This window comes from Burkholderia sp. Bp8998 (genome assembly GCF_003854235.1).
In the GTDB taxonomy this organism is placed as follows: Bacteria; Pseudomonadota; Gammaproteobacteria; order Burkholderiales; family Burkholderiaceae; genus Burkholderia.
In genome coordinates, this window is the sequence record NZ_QTQF01000046.1 from 38,330 (window position 1) to 61,705 (window position 23,376).

The following is a 23,376-nucleotide window of genomic DNA, read 5'->3' on the forward strand; positions in this document are numbered from 1 at the left end:
CACGGATAGGCAGCGTGACCTTCGGCTGGATGGGCCCAACATCTTGGCGTAGGCTCGCAGGATATCGTTGTAGAGATCCATGTGCTTAGGCGCCTCGACCGTGATGACTAGGGCATAGCGAATCTTCTCGGCACTCGTCGTCAGCGCACCGGCCTCGCGTACGTTGTAGAACGACATAGCCCCCCCTTGCAAGAGCGAGCGCTGTCCGCTTCGAAGAATCAGAGACAACTAGCTGTCACATCCATACACATGGCAGTCGCGTCCTTGATCATCTGATCGCGTAAGGCCTTGGCTTGGGATTTCTTGCCGACAACACGTTGCCGGATCTCTGTGATCTCTGCGCGTATCGCACTAGCCTGTCGAGCTTTTTCAGATTCCGAACCGGCTGTGTCGATGACGGAGTACATAGCCAATACCTTGCCAACCCCGGCCAGCATGCAACCGCCGCCGAGCGTCTCAAGGCACGTGCCTAGTCCAATGGTAGCCAAAGCGTTCCCGGTGATGGCTGCGCCAAGGCCCAGCCAGTCTTTGGAGTCCTGCTGCTTTTTGAACTGTGCCTCCAGTGCGTCGAGTTGCTCGGCCACGTCCGCGCCATCGATCTCACCTGTGTCAGGTGTAGCCAAGATTTGTCGAGACATCTCGTCTCGCCTCTCTTCCAGAAGCCGACAGCTCATCGTCGCTCCGCCGGCAGAAAAACCCTTGTCCTTTACGTTGAACGTGACCATACAGGATTGTGGGATGTCCTCCGCATGAGCGCCAAATGATACGGTGCCGACCGCGAGTGCACAGGTGAGGCGAACAAAAGCTCGCATGGAACCCCCTATGGATTGAAACAACATCAGTTAGAATCGACAGAATTGCGAGCCGCTATTTGAGCCTCTGTCAGGAGTTGATCCGCGAGAATCAGGTTCTCCCGCGTACGCAGCATTGCCAACGTTCTTCCCGCATCGATAAGATGGTCCTTCGCGCAGTTGTACAGCCGTGCTTTGTCCGCGGCGGAGCGCGCCGTCGCCGCCTCCTTATTACAGTAGTCTGCAGCTTCACGGTAGAGGCCGACCGCGACCATCAGGTCCGTCCCCACCATGGCTCCACGTTCCTGCACCCAAATGCTGGCCTTTAAGCCAAGTGTCTTGGCCAGCGTGATCACTGTGTCGGGCTCGCGGGGTGACGGTTCCTTGTCATAATTGGCCTTGCTAACGTCAAGGGCCTTTTTCACGTCCGCCGTTGCGGCAGTGAATTCGCCTAGTGCTATGTATGTTGCGGCTATCTCGTTGAGCATGTCACCTCGTGTCGGGTCAAGACCGCTAGCAAAGGAAACAATCGTCAAATAGTCCCGACGTACGTCATTTGTCTCGCCCTTGTAAAACGCATTGGCATGCTCGAACAACACATTCGCGATGTCGGCCTTCACATGGCCATCCTGAACAAAGAGGGGGTCCATGACATCACGAGAGAGGATCTCGCCAGTCGAACGCTTCTTCTTCAACAGTTCCGTTAAGAGCCGGAGACGTTCGTCATTGTGGACGTCAACAGTGACCTTGTACGATCCAGAGCTACATTGAGGTGGTCGGTTGTGGCATTGACCTCGGTCGATCGGAGTGTCGCCGTCGTATCTGTCTGCCACTACTGCTCGAAGTACGGTAGCGGAAGAAAAAGCGTCGATCGACGTATCGGCATTCGGAATTTTGATGACGAAATCGTAGATGCCATCGGCAGCCACGGGCAGATGCCTAGCTCCTGAGTTCGCATACCATTGCGCCTGATAGATCTGTGCTGGTGCGGAGAGCACCTCGACAGGCTCGAGACTCATGAGCAGCGGCAGGCGACTAACGCCCATCAGGTTGGACGACTCTCGGTCGACGTAGTGACAGCTCAGCCCGAACCAGCTACATTCGCGGTCCTGCCAGTATCGATGGTTTGCGTCGATCTGCCCCTCGACAACAATGTGTAGGCGCTGGCCCGGATAAAACTTGTTCGTGGCCGCGAAAACGTCCTCGAAAGACGTTCGATCGGGCAACACCTGCCCCGAAAGTTGAGCATACGCATTGATCGATTGAAATGCGGACAAGGCAACTATCACGAAAATTATTTTCCTCATGATCGTCCTCCTTGGCACAGGGATTGGTATTTTTCTCGGATGTCCTTGGGCACCAATGAGTCATTGGTCGGAGACAGGGGGTCGAACGAACTTTTGAGCCTGCCAGTCGGGGGAGCATGATAGGCCGCGTACCAGGAGCCCGCGATAGTTCGAATATCCTTCATCGGTTTGCAAACCTTGACGACCCTGGTTTCAAGGCATGTCTGGATCCTTTCGAGACTCTTCTTGCGTGCCTCCGGAAGAAGGCCGAGGGTATCGTGTTCGGGGGGATTCTGAAGCCGGCCGAACGCCGTTGAAAAGGCAGTGCGCATGCCAGGCGGAATCGTCACGCTGGACGCTTCCTGGTCGACTCCCGCTTGTCCTGCACACGATGGGGAGACCTTTGACACGAGCCGATAATCGAAGATCTCGAAGGGCAAAGACGGATCCGTCGCGCGAATGCTGCTCAGGTACTTTTCCTCGGACACGATGTTCGAGGCGTCGTGATAGAAGTAGGCGACGTTCATCTCAATGTCGTCGAGGCTCGTGTTTTGCGGGATGTTCTCCAGAGTGAGCTCGTAGAGCGCATACAGTCCGTAACCTTCGAAGTCACGCAACGACGGATAATTACCGTCAATGAATGGTCCATCGAAGCGTGTGCGCAAGGCATTCACGTCGAAGTCTTCGGGGAGATTGAACCTCGCAGACTGCCTCGGAAGCAACGCTTCACGCTGAAATATGATGCCGCCATCGCTGTCCTTGTCGGCTCGCGGGATCTGTGACATGCCAGAGTGCCTCAGGGCGATCTGGTTCAGCACCTGTGAATTTGTGCCGGTTCGACCCGCCAGCCGTAGGTCGACAATGCGAACGTTTTCGTATGGCAACGGCACGATCCTGTCACTTGGAAGGATGGCGAAACGCATCACAAAGCGGCCGTTTGGGTTGCGTTGCCAATCTTTGAAGCGGTGCCATTCCTCGGCACGGACCAAAGTGTCTTTCAAGCTGATTTTGCCCGTAGCGGCTATCTGGCCCAGCGTGCCGTCTCCTGGCTTGCACCCTTGTTGGAGACAGACCTCCTTGGCCAGCGTCAACATCTGACGCCAGTGGATTCTCAGTGTGTCAGGATCGCCCCGCGTGCTCTCTCGCTCGCGATTGAGCCAATCGAACAAATGGATGTCGGAATCGAGCGCATACCGCACGTTTTGCGGATCAGCCCGAATCTCCGACGCGATCGCGCCGCGCGAGCTGAGCCCAGTATTCCACATCGCAAAGGAACGATCGAACAGATCAAACTCTTCGCGAAGTCGCTCTGACAGATAGTATGTGAGTCCGCGACGCACGCCGAGTGCCAGATGCGTTCTGGCGCCGTCGTTCGATCGCCGATCCATTTCTGATCGGTAGACGCCGAGTTGTCGCTCCGCCGAATCGCGAAGTATCTTGGCGCGCTGTTGTTCAACGTCGGCCAAGGCGTACTGGAAATAGGCCTCGGTGGCGAGGTCATACAGTTGCTCCTGCTCCGCCATGACCCGCAGGCTTTGGTCCGCCAGCCGGTTCATCTCGGCAGCGTTGGCATCCATCTTTGCGAAAGCCTGAGCCAGGTTGACGGCCACGCCAGCGCCGGGTACCGCATAATTTAAAGCGGCCATGGCCGCGGCATTCGCCTCCGGAGACAGCCCCGTAGAATTGCCGCCTGTCTCGGGGGAGATTGCGGGTACCGCCAACCGTGGCACCGCCTCCTTTCTCTGAAGGACGTCTTCAACGACAAGCCCCCCTAAGGTTTGGTGCACGAGCATCTCGTGCGCTTTCTGGGTAGCCTCTCTCGACATGCCCGCTGTCAATCCTGCCCAGGTCTGCTCCTGCTCCTGGGGATCGGTTATCTTGCGCAGCGCGTTTTCGACGGAGGTGCCGAGCATATCAGATGGGAACTGCTCCAGCGCGAGGCGCCGCAATTGCGGCACCTTGACCAGTGCTTCATAAAGCGCAGGAAGGTTTTCCAATCCGGTCGTCGCATTCTCGAAGGCTGCAGTCGTGAATAGCGTTTTGATCGCGATCGTATTAGGCTTGCCACGTACGGTAAAGGTGACAAACCTGCCTTGCACCTTACCTCTAGGAAGGGCGGAAATGCCCTCCTCGGCCAGCATTGTTATAGCGCCCTCCACTGTCGGCTCGCCCATCGCACGAGCTACGACAATTCGCTGGGGCTCGGGGATCATCGCGAAAAGGTCCGACGCACCGATACGCACGAATTGTTCGACGAAGATCCGGTAATCCGCTTCAGTCAATTCCACGTTCGCGATGCCCTTGTAGACTGTCGCGAGGTTGCCCCTCAGTGTGGCGATGTCCTGGTTTTTGACTATCTGCTTCGCGACCGTGTCTAGGTCTGCTCGGATATCGCTTAATGGGATCCGCTCGAGAGCCAGCGTTTCAATCTTGTTGCGTAGAGCTGTTGCGTCCTGGGCCGATAGCTCGAGGTGCTGATAGGACTCCATAAGGCCAGCCGTCGGCACTGATTGTATGACCCAGGATGTCAATTGCTTACGTTGTGCCTCGGGCAACTTGCCCCACAGCGAGGTGCCGGCGCCGACCAAGCTATCGAAAGTCGGCCTCTGGATGACATCCGCTGCCTGCTTCAGACTGTTGCCCGTAGCGCGAAGGGCCTGATAGTTCTTGGAAGCGGTGACATAAAAGTCCTGCAGTTCCTGCGCACTTGCGCTGACGTGGGCGACCGCTTTGCTAATGTCGGAATTCGGATCGCCGAGTTGCGCGCTCGCCTCTTGCAATAGTGCGGCCTTCACGTCTTTTGATACGACGGCCGTAGCGACTGCCGGTGGAACGCCTGTGCTGGCCGCGACAGCTTGGACCAGCAGCGACGATGCAGTGGCAGACAGCTGCCTTTGTTCGTCCGCGAGTTGATTGCTTCGTGCTTCAATTGCCAGTCTCTGGCCAGTGAGGCTGCGCACACGGTCTTCCCATGTTCCCAAATCGCTTCGCTGGTGGCGTGCTTCTATGGCTCCTTTTTCCTGGGCGAGAGTTTGATCCTCAATCTTTCCCTGTAGGTCGATCGACATGCCCTGCAGTCGCGCTTGCTCGGCGGCATCCAGGTCACCCTTTGCAAGCAGGTCATCGATTTCGTTGACATCCGTTTCGAGTTGCTTTTGGAGATCTTGCAAGATCAGCAGATGCTGCTGCGGCGTGCTGGGCCTGTCCGTGCGGTAGCCGCTCCAAAAGTCGTTGCCAAGGCTTAGGTTTAGAAGCCGATATTCGACATCCACGTGCAGCAATTTCTTGACCGATTTCTGCGTATCGGTGAGCTTCTCGTCGGGAGCTTCATTATCGAGGGTGGCAATCGTGGCCGTATAGGAAGCTTCGGCATGCGTGCGGTCGTCCCGCAGGTAGTGTTCGTCTGCGAGGGACTTCTGTATGGTTGCTCTTTCAACCGCAAGGCCGGCATAGCCGACCTTGTCGTCCTTTAAATACTTGCTGAAGTCGATCGGCTTGGGTTCGGGAGCAGTACTAGAAGCTGGCGCCGGCGCTGTAGCATTTGCCCCGCTGGATGCGGCATCAGGCGCGCTCGCGCCCGTGGCAGGCGTGGGGACTGGGTCACTTGCCGCAAGCGCTGCGGAGGACACCGCCTGCTGTGCCGATGCATCGGTGGCAAACCGCGGAAAGCATAACGCTGCGAAAGCGCCTAATACTAGGACAGCTGTTGACCTCCACATGACCTTCCCCCGTTCGTTGCCTGGTGATCGTTGTGTGCAACGGCCCATCTCCGGCTCAGCCGGACATAGATGGTTTCGTAGGGCATGAAATGCGATCCTCGCTTTGACGCGAGATACGACGCGACCGCAGCCCTCTAAGAAGTAATCGCCTTGCGTTATTCGTTCGATTTCAGTTCGGGCAGCGGCGCTACAAGAATCAGCATATAGCCGGCATAAGGCATTCTCAAGGCGCAACCTGCATTGCCTCGCTAAGTGCAAACCCTACATTCCTCGCGATTGCTTATGTGAAACAAAGCGGGTCCGGCTGAATTGCAAGGCGCGTCTATCGCACGGCCATTCCGCACCCAGACATTGGACTTCACCGGCGCATCGAGGAAAAACGACTTTTGTCGGGAGACGACCGACAGTTTCCTTTCGGTCTTGGACTAAATCTCGGCCGTACGCGAAACTTTCCATAAGGTCGATCAACCGCGCGGTCGGCGCCTGCCTGCGAATGTCGGATATCTGGAAGCTTGAGACACGCAAATAGCGGAGTCGAGATGCCAGCCGAAGTCCGAAACCGGCCGGCGGTAGCCGGTACTCTCATCGTTGCGCCCTCCCTAACGGTACGATACTCTGCGGTCAGCCAACTCGAATGTCGTGTGCGCTATCTCGGAAACAAGAATCCGGGGGACATTGACGCAAACACCATTCATTTTTCAAGTCATCCGATCTCAGATGTCGCGAACCGTCCGCATCAAGCACCGCATTTACGAGCCGGCGGAAGCCGAGCAGATTCTCACCGCCTATCGAACCTTATTTCCTGTTGAGGAAATCACGCCAGCGTTGCGCGCCTATTTGGGATGGGACAGGCAACGCACTTGGTCGCACCTGACCACCAATTTCCATGCCGCAACGCCGCATAAACTGCTGGCGCTGCACGAAGCGGCGGTGAACATCGAGCGCCGGTGTCGTGTCGATGAATTGACGGCCAAAGACAAGGGTAATGAATTGCTAGCTGCGGCGATCAGCGAGGGCGTTGGTTTCAGCATGGGTTTTAATCCATGGACCGACAATCTGCTGTGGCGCACCTTCGACCCAGACACGAAGGCATCGCGCCGTCGGCTGGTCGTGGTCGTAGGTCATGACTGGTACCCGTTGGGTGCTGGTAAGGATCCCGAGTCGCCGATGCTCGACCAGGGTCTTCACTGGACCCCAAAGTACCACGGTCCTTGCCCGGAGGCATTCTTCAACTCCGAGAAGAATGCCCCTACTGTCTTCTTTCTCAACCTATTCCCGGATTTCCGTGAGCCGGACGACAGAAAAATGGGTGCAATCAAAGACAACACTGCGCTGAGCTACCCTAAGTGTGTTGAAGGGCTGGCTGAGGTGTTGAGAATCTTAGCACCAAAGTTTGAGAACACCAGCGTCATTTCCTGGGGCGGGGAAGCCTGGCGCCATATGCTTCCGCTCGTTGAACCGCAAACCAAGATGATCGGAGTGAAGAAGAATGCCCAGGCCAATCCGGGGCGACTGCTCAAATGGCGAGGTTACGATTATCTCGCCATCTCACATCCGTCCATGCCAAATCAGGTGGAGCAGCACCTGCGTGGTGGATTCGCTGCACTGGGACTCGGGCGCCCCATGTTCGACCTCAAGCGCAGCCGCCCTGATCTCGCGTAAGTACGGCGACGGATAAAGGACGCTTATTCAGAATGTGGAGCTTATCATGATGGCGCGATTCCCCTCTCAAATTCGGGGGCCGCACAACGCGTGACCGTAGATGCCGGGCGCGGCAACACCATTAAGCCTCTGCCGCTCCGAACGCGGCAGACAACTCGACGAACCCTAGAATGCCCCATGAAAAGAATACTGACTGGAATTCTTGTTGCCTTCTGTTGCAATGCAAACTCTGCGTCGACGTTGTTGCAGGAGAGTTCGTGGCATAAAGAAGATCACTCCGTCGAGGGCGTCGGTGGCGGTGAGCAGATTTCCTCTAGCATCAGCTCGAACCTGTCACTGATTAGGATCGGGAAAATTGTCTGCGGTCGGTTCGACACGACAGTCGGGAGTATTCAGCCAAAATCCGACAGTGTCATCTTTGTCGGCTTTCGAAGCGGCAATGGGAATGCACACATCTATTTCGTTGACGATTGGTGGGGCGAACCCGATCCCGGCGAGGCGGACATTACGCAACATGAGACAACCCTAAAATGGGCGATGACACATGTGCCGAGGCGCGCATACATAGACACAAATGCGGAGATGAAGCCGGGTGAACCCGATGTTAACGAGAACTTCCTCGCATCGCTCAGACTAGGCTGCGCTGCAATTGCGCATGCCTTCGGCGAACTAGACGAGAACAACGCGAACAATGCGTTGATGAGACTTAACGCCCTCCTGTCGGTCAAATAAGTCCTCGCGGTCAAGAGGGGACCGCTGGCTGCTTACCGATGCCTTCCTTCGCGGTGCCAATTTTGAATCGATCGGCCTCCGCAAGCAGATCTTCGGTCTCAAAGCCCTTGAACTTTCCGTTCACCGACATCAGGTGCTGGCTGGTCCACTCTCCTTTGGGATTGTGAGCGAAGGTTACATCGTAGGCGGGCGCGAGTTCCCATTGAACGTTTCCTTCACGCAGTAAGAAGGAAACGTTCTTCGTGTGGTCATCGCAGTTGCTGTTAGTGTTCGCAATGAGCGCTAGCGGCGCTCAGTAACGATGCTAACGGCGATCAAGCGCAAACCACCTAGTTTCAAGGGGTTTGGGTGAAATGGAGTATTTGTCGGATTGTTGCCGTTACGCAACAAATGACGGTTGTCCTGCTTACTAACTTTGCTAGCGTGTCCGGTACCTTTGCTGGGGTGAACATGGCTTCCCTCGAAGAGATCGAAACTCGAGCAGCGAAGGTCGCATCTGTGCTCAGACCGCTCGGGAGAGGCGCGCTTTCGCGAATCCAGTGGTCAGCGCCTTGCAGCCGTTGCCGCGTGGTCGATCACGCCGCGGTCAGAACATCAGGAATGGCCTGAGCTATTCCAGGATGGCCCAGAACAAGCAGTTCAGTATCGTCTGGGGGCCGGCCGTGCTTCGGTACGCCGATTCGGATGGCTATGCGGCCAACATCACTGTCGTACTGCAATCGAAAGTCACCGGACAATATTCGGTGGTGACCAGCGGCACCGATTTCAATTCTCCCGAAGACATTCTGGAGGACAACCTGTACGAAACCCTCGTGTCGTTCCAGAAGTACGTGCCCTCGTGTCATAGCACGGCTGGCATCTCGGCTGGAACGGATATCGGATTATCGTCAGTTATCCTGACTGCAGACTCAAGCGGCGTGACGCTCGTCGATTTTCTCAAGACGGTGCCGGCCTCGAGCACGATCAATGTTATCGGGCACAGCCTGGGCGGGGCCCTAGCATCCGCGCTGGTCTTGTATCTGAAGAACGAGCGTGACTTGCAGACGCAGACGTTGAAATATACTTGCCAAACATTTGCCGCGCCGACGGCGGGTAACGATATCTTTGCCGGTTACTTCGACGAGCAAATGAAAGCCAACGCGATCCGCGTGTGGAATACGTGTGACATCGTGCCGATGGCATGGAACGCATACACCATCGATGCCGTGAAAACGGTATATGGTTCAGTTGCCCCGCCCAACGACGTCATCAAGGTGCTTATCGACGGGATAATTGTTACGGCAGCCCCCCTGAATTACAGACAATGGGGGAACTACGGCTCCCAGCAAATCAAGCTTGACGGGACGGTTGTAGGCAACATTACGGATTTCTTTATGCAGGCCGGGTTTCAGCACATCCTCGGATACATCTTCCTTCTGGGGCTGGGTTTAGGCGACATCTATATGCCCCCGCCCCCCAACACCCAGGAAAAGTGATGCATTGGGGTTCGTCTCGACTGTCATCAAAAGCGTAATGCCGCTAATAAGAATTAGCGGACTTGACGACGCGCCCCAAAAAAACCGGCCGCGGCCGACTTGACGTCGTCGCATGAGGCGGCGGCCCCGCCTACTTCACCGTCGCCAACGGCAGAAACAATGCCAACGGATCGTGCGTGAGGGACTGGAAGCCGAAGTGTCCATAGAACGCCGCGGCACCCTCGTCCTTCGCGTCGACGGTCAACGCGACGGCCGGGATCTCCGAGCGGGTGGCTCGTCGCAGGGCATTGACCAGCAAGGCCGCACCCAGCCCCCTGCCCCGGTACCGGCGATCGACGGCCAGCCGACCCATGCGCACCGCCGGGATCGCAGGATAGCAGAGCAACTTGCGCGCCACCTCACGGGCAAATCGGCCAAGGCGATGCTGACGGCACACCGTGCGTAGTAGCCTACGACGACGTTGCGATCGAGCATCACAAAGCGCGCGGCCACGCGGCGCCGAACGTCCTGCGTCACCGTCTCGCGCAAGTAGCGGTCAAGCGCCGGCGTACCACATTCAAAACCGGTTCGATTATGGGCCTCGCCGAGTGCAGCCACCGTCAGCTGCGGACCGGTCATTCGTTACGCAGTAGTTGGTCGTGACGATCGAGTGCACGCTGCAATGCGTCCGTCGGCTGGGCTGGCGACAGAATCGCCGAGGCGAAGCGCGCCGAATCCGCCACCGACAGGCGAATCACTTCCGCGTCGGAAATGGCGCGTTGCGCGGCTTCGCGCGGCGGACACGACGAAGTCCGACATCGTGCGCCCCTGGATCTCGGCCGCCCGGCGGATCACGGCCAGCACGTCGGTCTCGACGCGCGCTTCAAAGCGGGTAGTCGCCATAGGTTGTTACCTCCTCGCGCTGCTGTACGGAAAATTGCCGGGTGCGTTCGGGCATGCAGCGTGGACACACGATGCGACGCGCGATCAGCCCGCCACAGTCGACCGCCCGACCGGCACGCCAAGCATTCTCTCCGCACCGCGGAGAGAATTCAGCCGCCTTCGGCCCAAGCGCCATCGGCGCTCTGCCCGTGCCAGGTGCGGCGCGCCCTCGACAGCGTCGACGCAGCCGGACAAGATACCGTGTCGATGGTAGGCCAATGCGAACCGACGGGCCCGTCCATCGGATACTTGGACGCAATATCGATGCAGCCTTTTTACTATGAGCCTGTCGGATTTCAGCCGAGCACCAGCTGGAGCGCTTCCCCGCATTCGTGCACACGGTACCCCATTGCCCGGTAGCCACGCTGGCGCTTCTCCCACATGCGCAGCAGCGCCGGATGTCCTCCATCGACAAAATCCAGCACCCGTACGCCGGTCTTGGCCACGTGCTCTCGATGCAGCCGCCCGGCATACTGCTGTAGAGTTCCCTTCCACGAGATCGGCATGGCCAGCACAAGCGTGTCCAGCGCCGGATGGTCGAAACCCTCGCCCACCAACCTCCCGGTCGCCAACACGACGCGCGGCACATCATCTGCCAGCGCGCCAAGCGCAGTCAGTTGCGCCGCACGCGCCTTCCTGGCCAAGCGCCCGTGCAGCACGAACAACGGATGGACCGCATCCTCCAGTGCCTGATGCAGGCTCTCGAGATGGTCCGTTCGCTCGGTCAGCACCAGCACATTTCGTCCCTGTCGGTATTGCTCGCAGATTGCATCGGCGATCATGGCCGTGCGTGACGCGTCCTGCGCCAGACGCGCAAACACCTCCTGGATCGGCGCGTCGGCCGCGACCTCCACCTGAGCGGTGAGCCTTTGCGGGAGAACCTCAAGCAGCTGCGGCGCGTTGACAGGTGGTCGTGCCACATGGCGCACCGGCCCACATAGCATGAACATCACCGGTTGCTGGCTATCACGCCGGACAGGCGTCGCCGTGAGGCCCAACACATAGCGCGCGTTGACAGCCTTGAGCACGGCTTCGAATGAGTCGGCCGAGACGTGGTGACATTCATCGACAACAACTTGACCGTAGCGCCGCAACAGCTCACCGCGGGCACCGTTCGGCGCGACCGACTGCAGCATCGCGATGTCGATCAGGCCCGTTGCTTTTGACTTGCCGCCGCCAATTGTCCCGACGGCGCGCGAATCGAGTGCAAGAAATGATTGCAGACGCTCACGCCACTGTTCGAGCAGCTCCCGGCGATGCACAAGCACGAGCGTGTTGACGCCGCGCCGCGCGATCATTGCGGCTGCCGTCACGGTCTTGCCGAAGGCCGTTGGCGCATGCAGGATGCCAATATCGTGTTGCAACAGGTCGGCTACCGCTGCCTGCTGGTCATCGCGCAAGGTACCGGCGAACGAAACCGTAACCGGCTGGCCAGCGCAACGCTCGTCCCGAATATCGCAGGCGATGCCGTTGTCGCATAGCAGCGTCATGACGTCGTCGAGGCAGCCCCGCGGCAACGCAATGTGGCGCGGGCAATTCTCCGCGCGGCCGATGATGCGCGGCGTATCCCAGACACTAAAGCCGCGCGCCTGAGCCCGGTAGTATTCCGGATTCTGGAAAGCCGCCAGCCGGATCAACCGGTTGAGTAACGCCTGCGGGAGCGAGGCCTTCTCGAGATACAGCTGATTCGCGAATGTCAGCGTCAGTGACGCCGGCATCGTTCCGGCCAACCGCTTCGGCTGGCTGCATGGCGGCTTCCACGGTTCGGCCTGGTCCTCCTCAGTGATAAACGTAACGTCGAGTGGGTGCGCGCCACCGGTGGCGCGAAAGATCACACCCTCGATGTCGCGTCCGTCCATCCCATGTACGGACGCTAGATAGCCCCACTGGTCAGCGTAGGGCTGGAAATCGTCGTCGACGAACACACTGTATCCATGTTCGCGCGGCTGCTTCTGCAGCGGCAGCGCAATCAGGTTGCCGAAACCGCCTTTAGGCAGCAGATCCTGATTCGGAAAAAGCCGGTCGTAAGACGACAGTTCGAGCTGCCGGGTCTGGACACAGGTGTGGCTGATGATTGCTGAGCCCATGCGTCGCCCGTCGCGCGCAGCGATTGCCGACGAAAAGAAAATCCAGGCGTGCGCGCCCTGGCCTGAGCGGGAGATTTCAATCGACACCGGGACTCCCAGCTCCCGGCATGACTGGCGGAAGGCTGCCGCATCGCTGCGCCAATCTGCCTCATCAAAATCGACGGCGAGCAGGTAGCAAGTGCCATCCGGCATCAGCGGATAAAGCCCCACCGTATGATCGCCGGCCAGATGCCCATAGATCACCTGGTCATCGAGCGGCAGCAGCACGCGATGGCTGCAGTCCGCGCATCGGATGCGGGGTTTTTCGCAGATTCCGGCCCGCCATTCATTTGCGCAGGCCGGCGCATAACCCGATTTGCCAGAGGTCCGGCTCTCCCAACGAAGCGGATAAACATCGGTGCGCCCGCGAAACAACCGCCGGAAGAGCTGCACCTTCTGCCGCGGCGACAGCATTGGCGTGTCAGGGTTTCGGGCCGCCGCGGATGGCTCGCACGGAGCGATCCGTATCGGTTTGTCCTGCGATCGGACCTGTGATGGCAGCAATGCGGTGAGCCTCGCGTTTTCTGCCTGAAGACGCGTCAATTCCGCCAGCAGTTCATCACGCTTGAGAGTGTTCCAGTCATCACGCGGTGGTTTTCCCTCGCCCATCATCGCGTTACCCGTCAGCGCCTGCGTCCCGATGACGCTTGCAGGCAGGTGCGCATGTCCGTTGTCGCATATCGCAATCCCCCATGCTGATTCGATGATTGTATCGAGCTCGGCCAGGGAGTGATGCATTTCGACCGATGCACTCGTGTCCAACGACTGACGTGGCGGCGCTCACGTTCGCTGAGATGGTGGGCTTTGATTGCGGGGCACCCCACTGCATTCGGCCGATGTATTCCCGCCTCGGCACTCACCACTACATCGCGATCAAAACAGCGAGGTCTGACGCGGATCCCGTGCGGGTGTGCTCGAATTTCTCACGGGTTTCCCGGACCGCATCGGCTTGCGACGACGGGGGACACGTCGCAGGTACGCGATGAGACGCACGGATTCGCCGTCTGCTGTCAGGCACAGACAGAACCTCCCGATCTCACCCGGGGCGCAGGCTTCGCGCGCACGCAACGAAAGTCGCAGGGCATGGCGACGCACGCGAGCAATGAGTTGTCCCCGACTCATTCCGGGCCAGCAGTCGGCAACCATCGACTTCACCGCAGCCGGCAACGCCTCCGGCGCGATGTCGGGCGGCAGGGAGATGGCAACCAGTTCGAAAGTGTCCGACATATAGGTCGTTCCATGAGGCACGCGTTGTGTGTGACTTCAATTACGTCGTCGCATTGTTTCCAGAGGACCAGACAGAGGTCCCGACGCACAATCAAAGGTCAATGGGGAACACTGCGAGCAGCGTGCAGGCGCGGCAATACGTCGGGGGCGATCAAGCGGTGCGACCGGATCGTATCGAGGTATGCATCGTTCATTTTGGATTGAGCGTAAGGCGCTCGCCGTCTTTGTTCACGTTGGACCACCGCTTCCCAGCGCCAACCCGGTCAACGTGTCGTTGCAGGTCTGCCCCCCAGGAATAGTCACCGCTCCTCCCCAGATCCCGAACCAGCCGAAGCACCTTGACGCGCTTACAGTACGTCATGAATTGCTCGAGGACGCTAGGCCGAATGTTTCTCAGCGAAGCCATCAGGTTGACCGCTTCCTCCATCGATTGTCCTTTGCCGATATCACTGGCGAGTTCGAGCAGTGCGCGCTCCGGAACGGAAACGAACACATGCGGATTCCCGTTCGCCAGTGGATTGAGGCCTGCATCATACGGCAGCGCGTCGTCGAAGATCTGGGTGGTCTGAAACGCGTAGCGCATGTGCTCCTCAACCCACGACGAGATCTCGTAGGGCTTCTGCGCCCATAAGATGGTCTTCGCACGAAGGTCGATGTTGTGACGTCCGCCTTGCCAGTCGAGCGCTGTCTTGCCCCCGACATGCAAGCCCGGCACGCGTCGACTCAGGTACGCGACGATTCCTTCCCGGCTCGGGCTATCCCCCGTGAGCAGGTAGGCCCCCTTGGAGAGTCGCTGCAGCCACCCCGCCTTGACCATGTAGGTTGCGAGCGCCGGGCTGACGCCCATATCCTTCAGCATTTCCGTGTCTAGCGGTTGTCCGCGCGGCGCCTCCTCCATCAGGCGCTGAAGCGTCTTGCTCGCCATACAATCTCCAATCGCGTGGTTTCTTTGGCGATTTCTCGCGAATGTTTTTAGTTTATCAAAATATTTAACGATGAAACGATGAGCGCGCAGCTCGGTTAGCCGACATTGCTCCCCTGCCCAGCATCCTGCGCGGAATCGGATGAGGTCCAAGCGCGATAAGGTCGAGGAATGTGGAACGGCCATCGGCGGTCGAGCCATGCGCGTCGATGTGCTGGACACTCCCCAACACAGATTGAGCACCCACATAGGATGCCGACGCGAACGGATACGTGAAGTCCACTTCGAGCTTCTAAAGCCGTAGCGCATTCGGCGATACCGCCGGCCGGAAGCGTGGAATCGGAGGTGTACAGCGTCGACTGCGGCTGAGTCACGCTCGTATTTGTATCGGAGGAGGCGAAACTCCCCCGCGCGCGGCCGAACGTGTCGTTGGGGCCGCCGTCGAACAGACGCGGACGCATTGCCGCGGAGTTCTCGTCGCCACCGGTCGATGGTGGTTGCGTCGCTCGACGTCGTGGAGAGTTGCCCGTCGCGGATAGGTGGTCACAACGAGCAGGTCGCCATTCGCATTGCGCGATAGCGCCATACAATGGCTGATTGCGCCTACATCCCGCCGCCCTCTAAAGTCGTACTTTAGGTCAGCAGTGTCTACCGCGTTCACCATCCGGGTTCGTGTGGTGGGCCTGGCCGGACTTGAACCGACGACCAATCGATTATGAGTCGACTGCTCTAACCAACTGAGCTACGGGCCCATGGTGGAGCGGGTGAAGGGAATCGAACCCTCGTCGTAAGCTTGGAAGGCTTCTGCTCTACCATTGAGCTACACCCGCAGCGGCACGCATTCTCGCACAATTGAGGGCGCCAACAGGATACTGGTTTACGTCGATTGGCCTTGGGGCATAGTGACCAATCGCTGTGACAGCAGCTTTGCCGAATACGCGCAATCGATCACTTTGCACGCGCAAAGACGGGTCTTGCCTATCAGTTTTCCCCTGGCCACCAAGGCTTTGCGGCCGGGCGGATCAGATAGTCATCCAGGTTTTTGCCAGCCAGCCACTTCGGACACGCGCCGCGTCCCGTCCACGATTTGCCAGAGGAAGGATCGTAGTATTTGGCTGGCAACGGCTTGGGCTTGTCTTTCACAAAGCCGGCCGCACGGAGCAATTCCACCTCCGTGATGCCGTACTCCTTCACCTGCCCCCGAATCGCGGAGAGGACTGCCGCCTTTTCCTTCTTCCGTGCCTCATCAAGAAGCAAATTGAGGTGGCCAAGCTGCTGGTGCAGGGCCTGAATTTTACTGGTCATCGTAAATAATCTGCTGATTGATACCGTGCGCTCGCAAAGCATGCCGGTCGCGGTGCGATTTCGAAGCCTGTTTGGCCACTGCCAATCATGATGGCACCTTTTCGGGACAACTTGCCGCCAACATACGGCACGCATTACATGCGTCAGCAGTCCCGGCCCTTCCTCGCCCATTCAGATCGCAGCATCGCAGCACGTCGTACATGGCGAGCGATACGTGTAATGTCTGCGCGTACAACGCGGGCAATTCTCCCCCGGTTGACCTCGGTCGAGCAAATTACAATTGCAACAAAGATCCAGAAGTTGCGTTGCCTGCGGTAGATGTTATAGGGTAATGGCCAACCCGCTTTTAGCGGACATGACTGAGGAATCCACGAATGAACAAGCAAGAACTCATCGACGCTGTTTCGGCTGCCACCGGCGACACCAAAGCCAGCACTGGGGCCGCTGTTGATGCCATTCTCGAGGCCGTGACGCACGCAGTCACCCGCGGTGATACGGTGCAATTGATTGGTTTTGGCTCCTTCTCCACGGGTGCCCGCGCCGAGCGGACCGGCCGCAATCCCGCTACCGGGGAAGCCATCACGATCGCTGCCGCAAAAACGGTCAAGTTTACCGCCGGCAAAGCATTCAAAGATGCCGTGAATACCTGATCTGTATTGAGACAACAGCCTCACCCAGCGAGAAGTTTCTCCAGCAGGTCGATGTGACGCAAGATGAGTTCCAAGAAAAACCGCGGACGGCCCGCCGCGCCGCGACGCCCCCTAACAAAAACCATGTTGTTGCCGCTGGACAAAACGGCGGTGCAGACACAGTCCTTGTCACATCATCTTGCGCTGGCGGCCTGTCGGGACGGCCAAGGGAACGCGTATCTTTTCAACGAGCTGATACGCACCACGTATATCGCGTGGTTCCTGCAGCAGGCTGGCTACGGGGACGAACCTCTTGAACGCTACAAGGCAGTCGAGCATGCGGTAGAGACCACGCACGTGCATGCCGATGAGTCGAATGAGTGGATCCTCGCAGCGGACGCCGTGTCGGCATTTGAACGGCTGCTCGTGCTGCATGATTGGCAACTGAATGTCGCGCCACGTTACAAGGTGATGGACGCCGAGCAGCAGCTGAAGCGATTCCTGGCGGGAACGGCCTCGTCTCCGATTCCCGATCTCCGTCAGGGCGGCACCGTGGCCACCCGCCCAAGCCATATCTAGATCATCCCCCGTTGCCGCATGCAGGATCGCCCACGAAGCGCGCATGTGAAGGGCGAGCAAAACGACGGTATCACGGCCGTGTAACCCTAAGTTTAGTTTGACTTGGTAAACTCGGCGGCAACGACATCGTCACGCGACCTCGTCGAGGGGAATGTGCGCAACACTGTCCGCGCAGATGCGCTCGGCCTGATTGAGCGGTACAGGTGAACCTGTTGGCTGAAATACGGCATCACCACGTTCGTAAGCCTGTCCCGACACCACGCAGATTCCGCCAGCAGTCGCCAGCGCAGCAGTCCAAAGCTGCTCGCTGTAACATCCCCGACCGGCCTGCCGCCACGACACAATGAGGCGGCCGGATCCCGGCCGCTCCAGAATGCGTACTGTTGACCGGACCGCGTCTGGAGGCACTGCAGATGGTTGATCATCCATACCTTGCGCCGTATTGACTAGGCCGCCCTCATGCGCCTGCTTACGGCGCCTCCGAATGGCCAGCATGGTGCCGCGGCATGTCGACGCGCCACAACGGCACGCGTATCGGTCGCGCATCGAGCGCGTCACGCGCCCGTCAACCGCGAGCGCATAGTCAATGCTGATTTCGTCACCTGCATCGATCGCACGCAGCGCTCGAATAAAAATCCGGCCGCCTCGATCTTCTGCCTCGCAATTCGGCGCGCACGAATGATTGATCCAACGCGACGAGTTGCCCGCTGCCGCGCCATCGATGACGCGCCCATCGCCGAGATCGAAGAAGAAGGTGTGATCCGGATTGGCGGGATCGGCTGGCGGTCTGTTGATGGCGACCTCCCAATCGATACGCTCACCGACGTATTCGAGGAGCATTTCACCAGCGGCCAGGTCGCAACGAGCGAATACGCCGCGGCCATGGATCGGAGAGCGCCGCACAACGATGCGGGGGACGCGATGGGATGCCGGATGCGTGGTCATCTTTGGAAGTTGAATCGGGCCGATCGTACTTCACACTTCGAGGGGGCAAAACCATCCGAAGATCGTGTTGCCAGCGGGCCAGGATCATCCGCAAAAAATGTCGGCACTCCAAACTCACCTACACAACTGTGGCGGCATCCAGGCCCTGGGCCGGATTTACCCGGAGCAGGTGAAAAACGATGCAACGTCAGCAGGAACAAACAATAAAAGCGAGTGGCAGGGAACAATCCTTTCCTTGCCACCCGCCTGCCTGACCACCGCCGTCTTACTCGCTCGCGGCTTCGGTGACGACTTCCGGCTTGACAGCGGCGCCTGCCGCCTTTTTCACGCCAGGAGTGCGCCGGCTTCTCGTCTTTTTTGCAGCAACAGTAGTCAACGCGCGCCCTTTCTTGCGAGCCGCCGTCGCGCCGGCCGATTTCACGGATTTCGCGTCGCCCTTTCGGGTCTTTGCGGCTTTCTTTGCCGCAGCTTTCTTGACTGCGGCCCCAGCTGGGGCATTGCCGGAGGCACCCTGTGTCTCAGCCGCTGCGCCAATGAGAAAGCGAGTGCGGTCCTTCACGTCCTTGATCCACGCCGGCGCGCGGCCTCGACCGCTCCAGGTTTCACCCGTCTTCGGGTTCTGGTATTTTGCCGCCACGTGACCGCCGACCTTCTTGCCCTTGGCTACGCGTTGGCGGCCAAAAATCTGCTCGGCCGTGATTCCGTATTCCGCCACTTTTGCGCGCATGTCAGCAACCAATGCCTCCAATTCCGCAACGCGTGCTGCTTCTGTTTTTTCCTGCAAAGCGTCGAGTTGCGCCTTCAACGTCCTGTAGTCGCTATTGGCCATGTTCTGTTCTCCCAAAGTTGTCGGTTGCGAGAGATCGCAACGCTCGAATTATGCCACTCATCGAGATAGACGGAATTGATAGATTACCCTGCAAGCCACTTTCAACCAGCGCTTGATCGATAAAGCCCCATCTACACGTCCCTCCGACTCAAACCAAATCAAGGAGTTCAAAACATGCGTTACGAACTCGTCGGCGATACGCAACTCAAGGACGGATGGAGAAAATCCATTGGCCCGGCTAACGTCCGGTTGCAACAAGCAGCCAAGGTCCAGGAGCTGCAGCGCTCAACCGCTCATCACATCGACCCATTTACACCTCAGCGAACGCATCAGGTTGATCGCCTTCTCCAGCGGCTGTCCCTTGCCGATAGAGGCTGTCGGCCGAATTCGACAAGGAAGCGTTGCTCGCGTGCACTGCCGTCCTGGCTTTCGTGTGTCGCCGTCACAACGGCCGATCTGATCACGCTCGATTCAGTGTAAACAGCGAGCGCAACTCGTGGTCGCCGAGATCCCCAATCCATTGCTCGCCTGTGCCGACGGCCAATTCGGCCAGTTCGCTCTTGCCTTTGATCATGTAGTTGATGCGTTCCTCGAACGTCGCCTCCGTAATCAGGCGATGCACCTGCACATGGCTGCGCTGTCCTATGCGGTAGGCGCGATCGTTCGCCTGGGCCTCGACTGCCGGGTTCCACGTGAGATAGAAATGGATGACGCTCGAGGCGGCCGCCAGGTTCAGCCCGGTGCCGCCGCCCTTGAGTAAGAGCAGGAACACCTGCTCGGTGCGATCGTGCCGGAGGTGCACAACCATATCGTCGCGCTTTTTCCGCACCACACCGCCGTACAGGAACTGCGGTGTGTGGCCGTAACGCTCGCCAAGCCAGCCGCGTAGCAGTGCGCCCCCTCGGGACTGGGTAACGATGAGCAACCGCCCATGCGGACTCGTCGCCTACGTCTTGAGGCCACCGGCGCTCGCTAATCGAGCGCTCGCCAAAGTAGCGCCGGGCGTTGCCGCACATCCAGCAGCTACCTGGCGTCGGTGGGTCGATCAGCCGCCCAAGCAGTTTGTCGGTTTTGGCGCAGCCGCCCCACCACGCGCGCCGTTTTTTCCTTAGCCGAGCCCGATCGGCTCGACGTTTTGCGCTGCTTGCCATATCGCACCTCAATTCATATGCTGAATGTGCGAAAGCCCGCTCGAAGCGGGCTGATTCACGAAAATGAAAATATTGCGCCCTTGGAAGCCAAGGGTTGTATGCGGTGCGGCCCTATGAGGTCGCTGAGCTTTTCATTCCTGGGGCCAGTCGGCCGCCGTGTCGTCGCCGCGCAAAATTGAGGTGAGGCGTGACAAATCGCATGTTCATGAAGCGAGCGAACGCGCTTAAGCTATTGCTCGATGCACGCCAATCTGCCATCGGCCAGGCTGCAGGAATGTCAGTCGACGATACTGACGCAAAGCTTGAAGCGCTGAATCGCCTGATATTCGACGTCCGTGCATGTCGGGTAAATGAATTTCAGATCGACCCGGCCGACGAGATGGAGATCGTCGTAACGGACTAAGCCTACGGTCCCACGGCAGCCTAATCATGAATTCTCATCGCCTGGACGCGCCGTCCGAATGGGCAGATTGCCGCGTATCCCGGTGGACTGTCGATCCAAGCGCACACAACTTGTTCATACGCCCGGAAGCATCGTGACAGGCTGCATGAAACGTGGGAATTCGCCGTATTGGCGCGCGAGCGCTCCGGCAAGCTGTCGCTCAACACCGCGATTCCGTGAAGAATCGGAAACTATCTCGACCTCGCGCTCTTGAGCCGAACGTGGACCGGCGCGCATCGATCGTGGATGGGTTTCCTGTCACGGGCAGTGCAAGAGACTTTGGGATACCGCACAGGTGAAGCTTTACGGGATCGCGGTGAATTATGCTAACGCTGCCGCCATACGGTGCTGCGACCGGACGATCCTGTTGAATCGCACCCAGGGCGTACATTTTCGCCCCGTGGAGCTACTGGCACTTCAAGCGCCAACATCGGCCCGGCTATAATGGAAAGTTCAAAATGATCGCATGGAGCCCTACTTTATGAGTCAAGCCCGCGGGCGATATGCGGGATCTCGGGACAGCAGCCAACGCCAACCTCGCCACGTAAAAAAATCCCCGTCCAATCGGCAGGGACAACCGTATGTGAAGACGCCTCCTCGAGATGCCGCCCAGACTGCCTCCATTTTCAAAACACGATCGTTTCAGTTTCTTGTCGATGCGGTAGGCGCAGAAAATATCGCGATAGCGCTTGAATCGAACATGGCGCGAGTCGGCGAACTGATGAAGGGCGAGAGGTTCACACCCGAGACCGCCTTTCACATGGAAACCACGCTTGGGTTGCCGCATGGTTTTTTTGACCATCCCAATCCTGCGCTCGCGGCCGAGACCATCGCTCGTCTGAAGTCACCGCTCGACTTCATTCAAACGGACGACGGACAAGGCGCGGAGTCTGAAGCACTTAAGCCGTCTTCGGCCCTAAGCGTCGATCAACAATCAGTTCTTAAAGATAGTTTGTCCGAGGAAGCGAAAATGCCAAAGAAAGCAGCTGGACGAGCGCCCAGGGCCGTCAAGAACCGTCAAAGCGAAATGGTCGAACAGCCTACGCCCCAGGCGCCGCAAAAAACTTCGCCTTCGAAATACAAGCGTTCTCCTAAAACGCCCGAACAGCAATCGCTGGCATTGAGCGACAGCGCCGAGGTAGAAAACATCCGACGCGCTAACCTCCACGTTCTTACCAGTCGCAACGGATCGAAGGTACGACTTGGTGTAGTCATGGCGATGAGTGGATCCAACATGGCCCATCGGCTACACGGCAAGAAGCGCATGGACAGTGTGGAAGCAAACCGGTTCACGGAGCGACTTGGATTGCCAAGTGGCTGGTTGGACACCCCGCGCTCCGAAGCCGAGATTCCAGAGTCGGTGTCGCGTATGCTTACGCCTGCACCGCGCGGTCGCGTATCCGTTCAACACGAGCCGCCGGCAGTCGTAACAAGCGATGGCGTGCCAGGGACGCTCGCCGATGAGAAAGCGCACATGGGGCGCGCGCGGGCGGGCGCCCTGGGCGATTCGGAAAGCCCCTCACCTGTTTCAGCGGACGTCACAGGAGAAAAAGAGACGGCCGTCGTCAGCCCGAAAGATCATATAAGCGATTTCTCCGACGACCTTGCCGGTCGCACACTTGAAGTAAGTGATGGCGAGGCGCCGGCTGCCACACCGGCAACCCTTGAGTCGCTCCCCGCCTCCGCAATACCGCAGCGAAACCCTGTACCGCCCCCCGTCCCTTCCGTGACCAGCCTGGACAATCTTGATGGTATTGCACCGATTGCGGAAGCATTGATCAAGACGCTAGCAGGTAAAGCCCGTACGGGTCGACTCGACGAATTGAAAGCGCTGGAGCTTTTGCAGCAAGCGGTCCTGTTGTGAGTCGGCGGTAGCGTGCCAAGCCCCCTCGTGCCATGACGAATAAGCGCATCGAGGTGGGCTGGGCCCGGCGCACCATGCAACGCCTCAAAACCCCAAAACGCTCGATCGCCGGTGTGCCCGGGGGCATGAACAGGTGACGGAGGTTCGTGCGATCGAGCGCCGTTGCAGCGCAGGTCCCTCGCCATCGCATTAATGCGGGTTCACTGCAATATCAAGTTCGCGCCGCCACACACCATACTCATATCCTCGCGCAGCATCGACACCGGAGGAATGCCATGCCGACCTACCAATACCGTTGCGAGAAGTGCGGCAAGACGTTCGAGAGCGTCGAGCATCTCACTGAACATGCATCGGCTCATCCGCCTTGCCCTCATTGCGGAAGCGAACAGGTTCAACACGTACCGACGCCATTTGTCGCGAAGACGTCAAGAAAGAGTTGATCCTGGCGGTCCTCCAAAAAGTCTGGATTGTCAGTGACAGCCCCCTCGTGATACAAGGTAGCCGCTGTCTGGCGCAGGCCAGTCGCATCACTTACAACCGATTTCCTTGGAGTGTTCAGAGTATGGCAACGGGTACCGTCAAATGGTTTAACGATACGAAGGGGTTCGGATTCATCACGCCGGATGACGGCGGCGAAGACCTCTTTGCGCACTTCTCCGAGGTTCAGGGAAGTGGCTTCAAATCGCTTCAGGAAGGCCAGAAGGTCAGCTTCGAGGTCAAGCAGGGCCCCAAGGGGAAGCAGGCCGCCAGCATCAAGCCGCTGTAAGTTTT

19 protein-coding genes, 2 tRNA genes and 4 pseudogenes are annotated in these 23,376 nt (G+C 58.6%); 10 read left to right on the forward strand and 15 right to left on the reverse strand.

Annotated elements, in window-relative coordinates; translation table 11 throughout:
- Positions 1-218: 218 nt before the first annotated feature.
- The 3 genes from DIE06_RS32140 to DIE06_RS32150 are packed head-to-tail and all read right to left on the reverse strand — an operon-like array spanning position 219 to position 5,706.
- Positions 219-839: a hypothetical protein gene (locus DIE06_RS32140; protein WP_124664883.1), complete on the reverse strand. Its 621-nt coding sequence runs from the start codon at positions 837-839 to the stop codon at positions 219-221.
- Positions 839-2,098: a hypothetical protein gene (locus DIE06_RS32145; RefSeq protein ID WP_124664884.1), complete on the reverse strand. Its 1,260-nt coding sequence runs from the start codon at positions 2,096-2,098 to the stop codon at positions 839-841. The genes DIE06_RS32140 and DIE06_RS32145 overlap by 1 nt, the downstream gene beginning before the upstream one ends.
- Positions 2,095-5,706 (reverse strand): hypothetical protein, encoded by a 3,612-nt coding sequence (locus DIE06_RS32150; RefSeq protein WP_124664885.1) that lies wholly within the window; start codon positions 5,704-5,706, stop codon positions 2,095-2,097. Before DIE06_RS32150 ends, DIE06_RS32145 begins: the two co-directional genes overlap by 4 nt.
- Before the next feature lie 807 nt (positions 5,707-6,513).
- Between DIE06_RS32150 and DIE06_RS32155 the strand changes: the two genes are divergently transcribed.
- Positions 6,514-7,458: a hypothetical protein gene (locus DIE06_RS32155; RefSeq protein WP_124664886.1), complete on the forward strand. Its 945-nt coding sequence runs from the start codon at positions 6,514-6,516 to the stop codon at positions 7,456-7,458.
- 177 nt (positions 7,459-7,635) lie between these two features.
- Positions 7,636-8,190, forward strand: coding sequence for a hypothetical protein (locus tag DIE06_RS32160; RefSeq protein ID WP_124664887.1), 555 nt, complete (start codon positions 7,636-7,638; stop codon positions 8,188-8,190).
- A 10-nt stretch (positions 8,191-8,200) separates the two neighbouring features.
- Here DIE06_RS32160 and DIE06_RS32165 read toward each other — a convergent pair whose 3' ends face one another.
- The gene (locus DIE06_RS32165) at positions 8,201-8,467 is read right to left on the reverse strand and encodes a HipA domain-containing protein (RefSeq protein ID WP_124664900.1); all 267 of its coding nucleotides are present in this window, start codon (positions 8,465-8,467) and stop codon (positions 8,201-8,203) included.
- A gap of 343 nt (positions 8,468-8,810) precedes the next feature.
- Here DIE06_RS32165 and DIE06_RS32170 point away from each other — a divergent pair, with 343 nt between their 5' ends.
- Positions 8,811-9,665 (forward strand): lipase family protein, encoded by an 855-nt coding sequence (locus DIE06_RS32170; protein WP_124664888.1) that lies wholly within the window; start codon positions 8,811-8,813, stop codon positions 9,663-9,665.
- A 130-nt stretch (positions 9,666-9,795) separates the two neighbouring features.
- On the opposite strand, the pseudogene DIE06_RS32175 reads toward DIE06_RS32170, so the two are convergent.
- The 7 genes and pseudogenes from DIE06_RS32175 to DIE06_RS32210 form a co-directional block, all read right to left on the reverse strand.
- Positions 9,796-10,283 (reverse strand): annotated as a pseudogene (locus DIE06_RS32175) (GNAT family N-acetyltransferase).
- Positions 10,284-10,312: 29 nt separating this feature from the next.
- A pseudogene (locus DIE06_RS32180) lies at positions 10,313-10,547 on the reverse strand (DUF1778 domain-containing protein); the annotation flags it as partial.
- A 335-nt stretch (positions 10,548-10,882) separates the two neighbouring features.
- Positions 10,883-13,450: a TOTE conflict system archaeo-eukaryotic primase domain-containing protein gene (locus tag DIE06_RS32185; protein ID WP_260433840.1), complete on the reverse strand. Its 2,568-nt coding sequence runs from the start codon at positions 13,448-13,450 to the stop codon at positions 10,883-10,885.
- Between the two features lie 679 nt (positions 13,451-14,129).
- Positions 14,130-14,864 (reverse strand): type IV toxin-antitoxin system AbiEi family antitoxin domain-containing protein, encoded by a 735-nt coding sequence (locus DIE06_RS32195; RefSeq protein ID WP_124664890.1) that lies wholly within the window; start codon positions 14,862-14,864, stop codon positions 14,130-14,132.
- 672 nt (positions 14,865-15,536) lie between these two features.
- Positions 15,537-15,613, reverse strand: a tRNA-Ile gene (locus DIE06_RS32200).
- A 4-nt stretch (positions 15,614-15,617) separates the two neighbouring features.
- Positions 15,618-15,691 (reverse strand) — tRNA-Gly (locus DIE06_RS32205).
- A gap of 151 nt (positions 15,692-15,842) precedes the next feature.
- Positions 15,843-16,166, reverse strand: a complete 324-nt coding sequence (locus DIE06_RS32210) for an H-NS family nucleoid-associated regulatory protein (RefSeq protein WP_124664891.1) — start codon at positions 16,164-16,166, stop codon at positions 15,843-15,845.
- A gap of 374 nt (positions 16,167-16,540) precedes the next feature.
- Between DIE06_RS32210 and DIE06_RS32215 the strand changes: the two genes are divergently transcribed.
- A complete protein-coding gene (locus tag DIE06_RS32215; protein WP_057926889.1) occupies positions 16,541-16,816 on the forward strand; it encodes an HU family DNA-binding protein in 276 nt (91 codons plus the stop codon).
- A 63-nt stretch (positions 16,817-16,879) separates the two neighbouring features.
- Complete coding sequence (locus tag DIE06_RS32220) at positions 16,880-17,374, forward strand: hypothetical protein (RefSeq protein WP_260433841.1); 495 nt, start codon at positions 16,880-16,882, stop codon at positions 17,372-17,374.
- A 129-nt stretch (positions 17,375-17,503) separates the two neighbouring features.
- On the opposite strand, the gene DIE06_RS39640 is transcribed toward DIE06_RS32220, so the two are convergent.
- Together DIE06_RS39640 and DIE06_RS39245 are read right to left on the reverse strand one after the other, a co-directional pair.
- Positions 17,504-18,319, reverse strand: a complete 816-nt coding sequence (locus tag DIE06_RS39640; protein WP_124664892.1) for an SET domain-containing protein-lysine N-methyltransferase — start codon at positions 18,317-18,319, stop codon at positions 17,504-17,506.
- A gap of 532 nt (positions 18,320-18,851) precedes the next feature.
- A pseudogene (locus DIE06_RS39245) lies at positions 18,852-19,148 on the reverse strand (H-NS family nucleoid-associated regulatory protein); the annotation flags it as partial.
- A 174-nt stretch (positions 19,149-19,322) separates the two neighbouring features.
- Between DIE06_RS39245 and DIE06_RS32235 the strand changes: the two are divergent.
- Positions 19,323-19,628, forward strand: coding sequence for a hypothetical protein (locus tag DIE06_RS32235; protein ID WP_124664894.1), 306 nt, complete (start codon positions 19,323-19,325; stop codon positions 19,626-19,628).
- Here the strand turns inward: DIE06_RS32235 and DIE06_RS32240 are convergent.
- Positions 19,609-20,076, reverse strand: a pseudogene (locus DIE06_RS32240) (helicase-related protein); the annotation flags it as partial. The gene DIE06_RS32235 and the pseudogene DIE06_RS32240 overlap by 20 nt on opposite strands.
- A gap of 428 nt (positions 20,077-20,504) precedes the next feature.
- Here DIE06_RS32240 and DIE06_RS32245 point away from each other — a divergent pair.
- Positions 20,505-20,702, forward strand: coding sequence for a hypothetical protein (locus DIE06_RS32245; protein ID WP_141661829.1), 198 nt, complete (start codon positions 20,505-20,507; stop codon positions 20,700-20,702).
- Between the two features lie 520 nt (positions 20,703-21,222).
- The gene (locus DIE06_RS32250; RefSeq protein ID WP_124664896.1) at positions 21,223-22,605 is read left to right on the forward strand and encodes a hypothetical protein; all 1,383 of its coding nucleotides are present in this window, start codon (positions 21,223-21,225) and stop codon (positions 22,603-22,605) included.
- A 200-nt stretch (positions 22,606-22,805) separates the two neighbouring features.
- Here DIE06_RS32250 and DIE06_RS38535 read toward each other — a convergent pair whose 3' ends face one another.
- Positions 22,806-22,952, reverse strand: coding sequence for a hypothetical protein (locus tag DIE06_RS38535; RefSeq protein WP_185733526.1), 147 nt, complete (start codon positions 22,950-22,952; stop codon positions 22,806-22,808).
- Here DIE06_RS38535 and DIE06_RS32255 point away from each other — a divergent pair.
- Positions 22,881-23,045: a zinc ribbon domain-containing protein gene (locus DIE06_RS32255; RefSeq protein ID WP_124497669.1), complete on the forward strand. Its 165-nt coding sequence runs from the start codon at positions 22,881-22,883 to the stop codon at positions 23,043-23,045. The two genes, DIE06_RS38535 and DIE06_RS32255, sit on opposite strands and share 72 nt — an antisense overlap.
- Before the next feature lie 122 nt (positions 23,046-23,167).
- Positions 23,168-23,371 (forward strand): cold-shock protein, encoded by a 204-nt coding sequence (locus DIE06_RS32260; RefSeq protein ID WP_057926883.1) that lies wholly within the window; start codon positions 23,168-23,170, stop codon positions 23,369-23,371.
- The last annotated feature ends 5 nt before the right edge of the window (positions 23,372-23,376 follow it).

Excerpts from the sequence above, each read along its gene's own strand:
- DIE06_RS32140 (WP_124664883.1), bottom strand. The coding sequence starts at position 839 with ATGTTGTTTCAATCCATAGGGGGTTCCATGCGAGCTTTTGTTCGCCTC.
- DIE06_RS32145 (WP_124664884.1), bottom strand. The coding sequence starts at position 2,098 with ATGAGGAAAATAATTTTCGTGATAGTTGCCTTGTCCGCATTTCAATCG.
- DIE06_RS32155 (WP_124664886.1), top strand. The coding sequence starts at position 6,514 with ATGTCGCGAACCGTCCGCATCAAGCACCGCATTTACGAGCCGGCGGAA.
- DIE06_RS32160 (WP_124664887.1), top strand. The coding sequence starts at position 7,636 with ATGAAAAGAATACTGACTGGAATTCTTGTTGCCTTCTGTTGCAATGCA.
- DIE06_RS32170 (WP_124664888.1), top strand. The coding sequence starts at position 8,811 with ATGGCCCAGAACAAGCAGTTCAGTATCGTCTGGGGGCCGGCCGTGCTT.
- DIE06_RS32185 (WP_260433840.1), bottom strand. The coding sequence starts at position 13,450 with ATGCATCACTCCCTGGCCGAGCTCGATACAATCATCGAATCAGCATGG.
- DIE06_RS32195 (WP_124664890.1), bottom strand. The coding sequence starts at position 14,864 with ATGGCGAGCAAGACGCTTCAGCGCCTGATGGAGGAGGCGCCGCGCGGA.
- DIE06_RS32210 (WP_124664891.1), bottom strand. The coding sequence starts at position 16,166 with ATGACCAGTAAAATTCAGGCCCTGCACCAGCAGCTTGGCCACCTCAAT.
- DIE06_RS32215 (WP_057926889.1), top strand. The coding sequence starts at position 16,541 with ATGAACAAGCAAGAACTCATCGACGCTGTTTCGGCTGCCACCGGCGAC.
- DIE06_RS32220 (WP_260433841.1), top strand. The coding sequence starts at position 16,880 with ATGAGTTCCAAGAAAAACCGCGGACGGCCCGCCGCGCCGCGACGCCCC.
- DIE06_RS39640 (WP_124664892.1), bottom strand. The coding sequence starts at position 18,319 with ATGACCACGCATCCGGCATCCCATCGCGTCCCCCGCATCGTTGTGCGG.
- DIE06_RS32235 (WP_124664894.1), top strand. The coding sequence starts at position 19,323 with ATGCGTTACGAACTCGTCGGCGATACGCAACTCAAGGACGGATGGAGA.
- DIE06_RS32245 (WP_141661829.1), top strand. The coding sequence starts at position 20,505 with ATGAAGCGAGCGAACGCGCTTAAGCTATTGCTCGATGCACGCCAATCT.
- DIE06_RS32250 (WP_124664896.1), top strand. The coding sequence starts at position 21,223 with ATGAGTCAAGCCCGCGGGCGATATGCGGGATCTCGGGACAGCAGCCAA.
- DIE06_RS32255 (WP_124497669.1), top strand. The coding sequence starts at position 22,881 with ATGCCGACCTACCAATACCGTTGCGAGAAGTGCGGCAAGACGTTCGAG.
- DIE06_RS38535 (WP_185733526.1), bottom strand. The coding sequence starts at position 22,952 with ATGTTCAGTGAGATGCTCGACGCTCTCGAACGTCTTGCCGCACTTCTC.
- DIE06_RS32260 (WP_057926883.1), top strand. The coding sequence starts at position 23,168 with ATGGCAACGGGTACCGTCAAATGGTTTAACGATACGAAGGGGTTCGGA.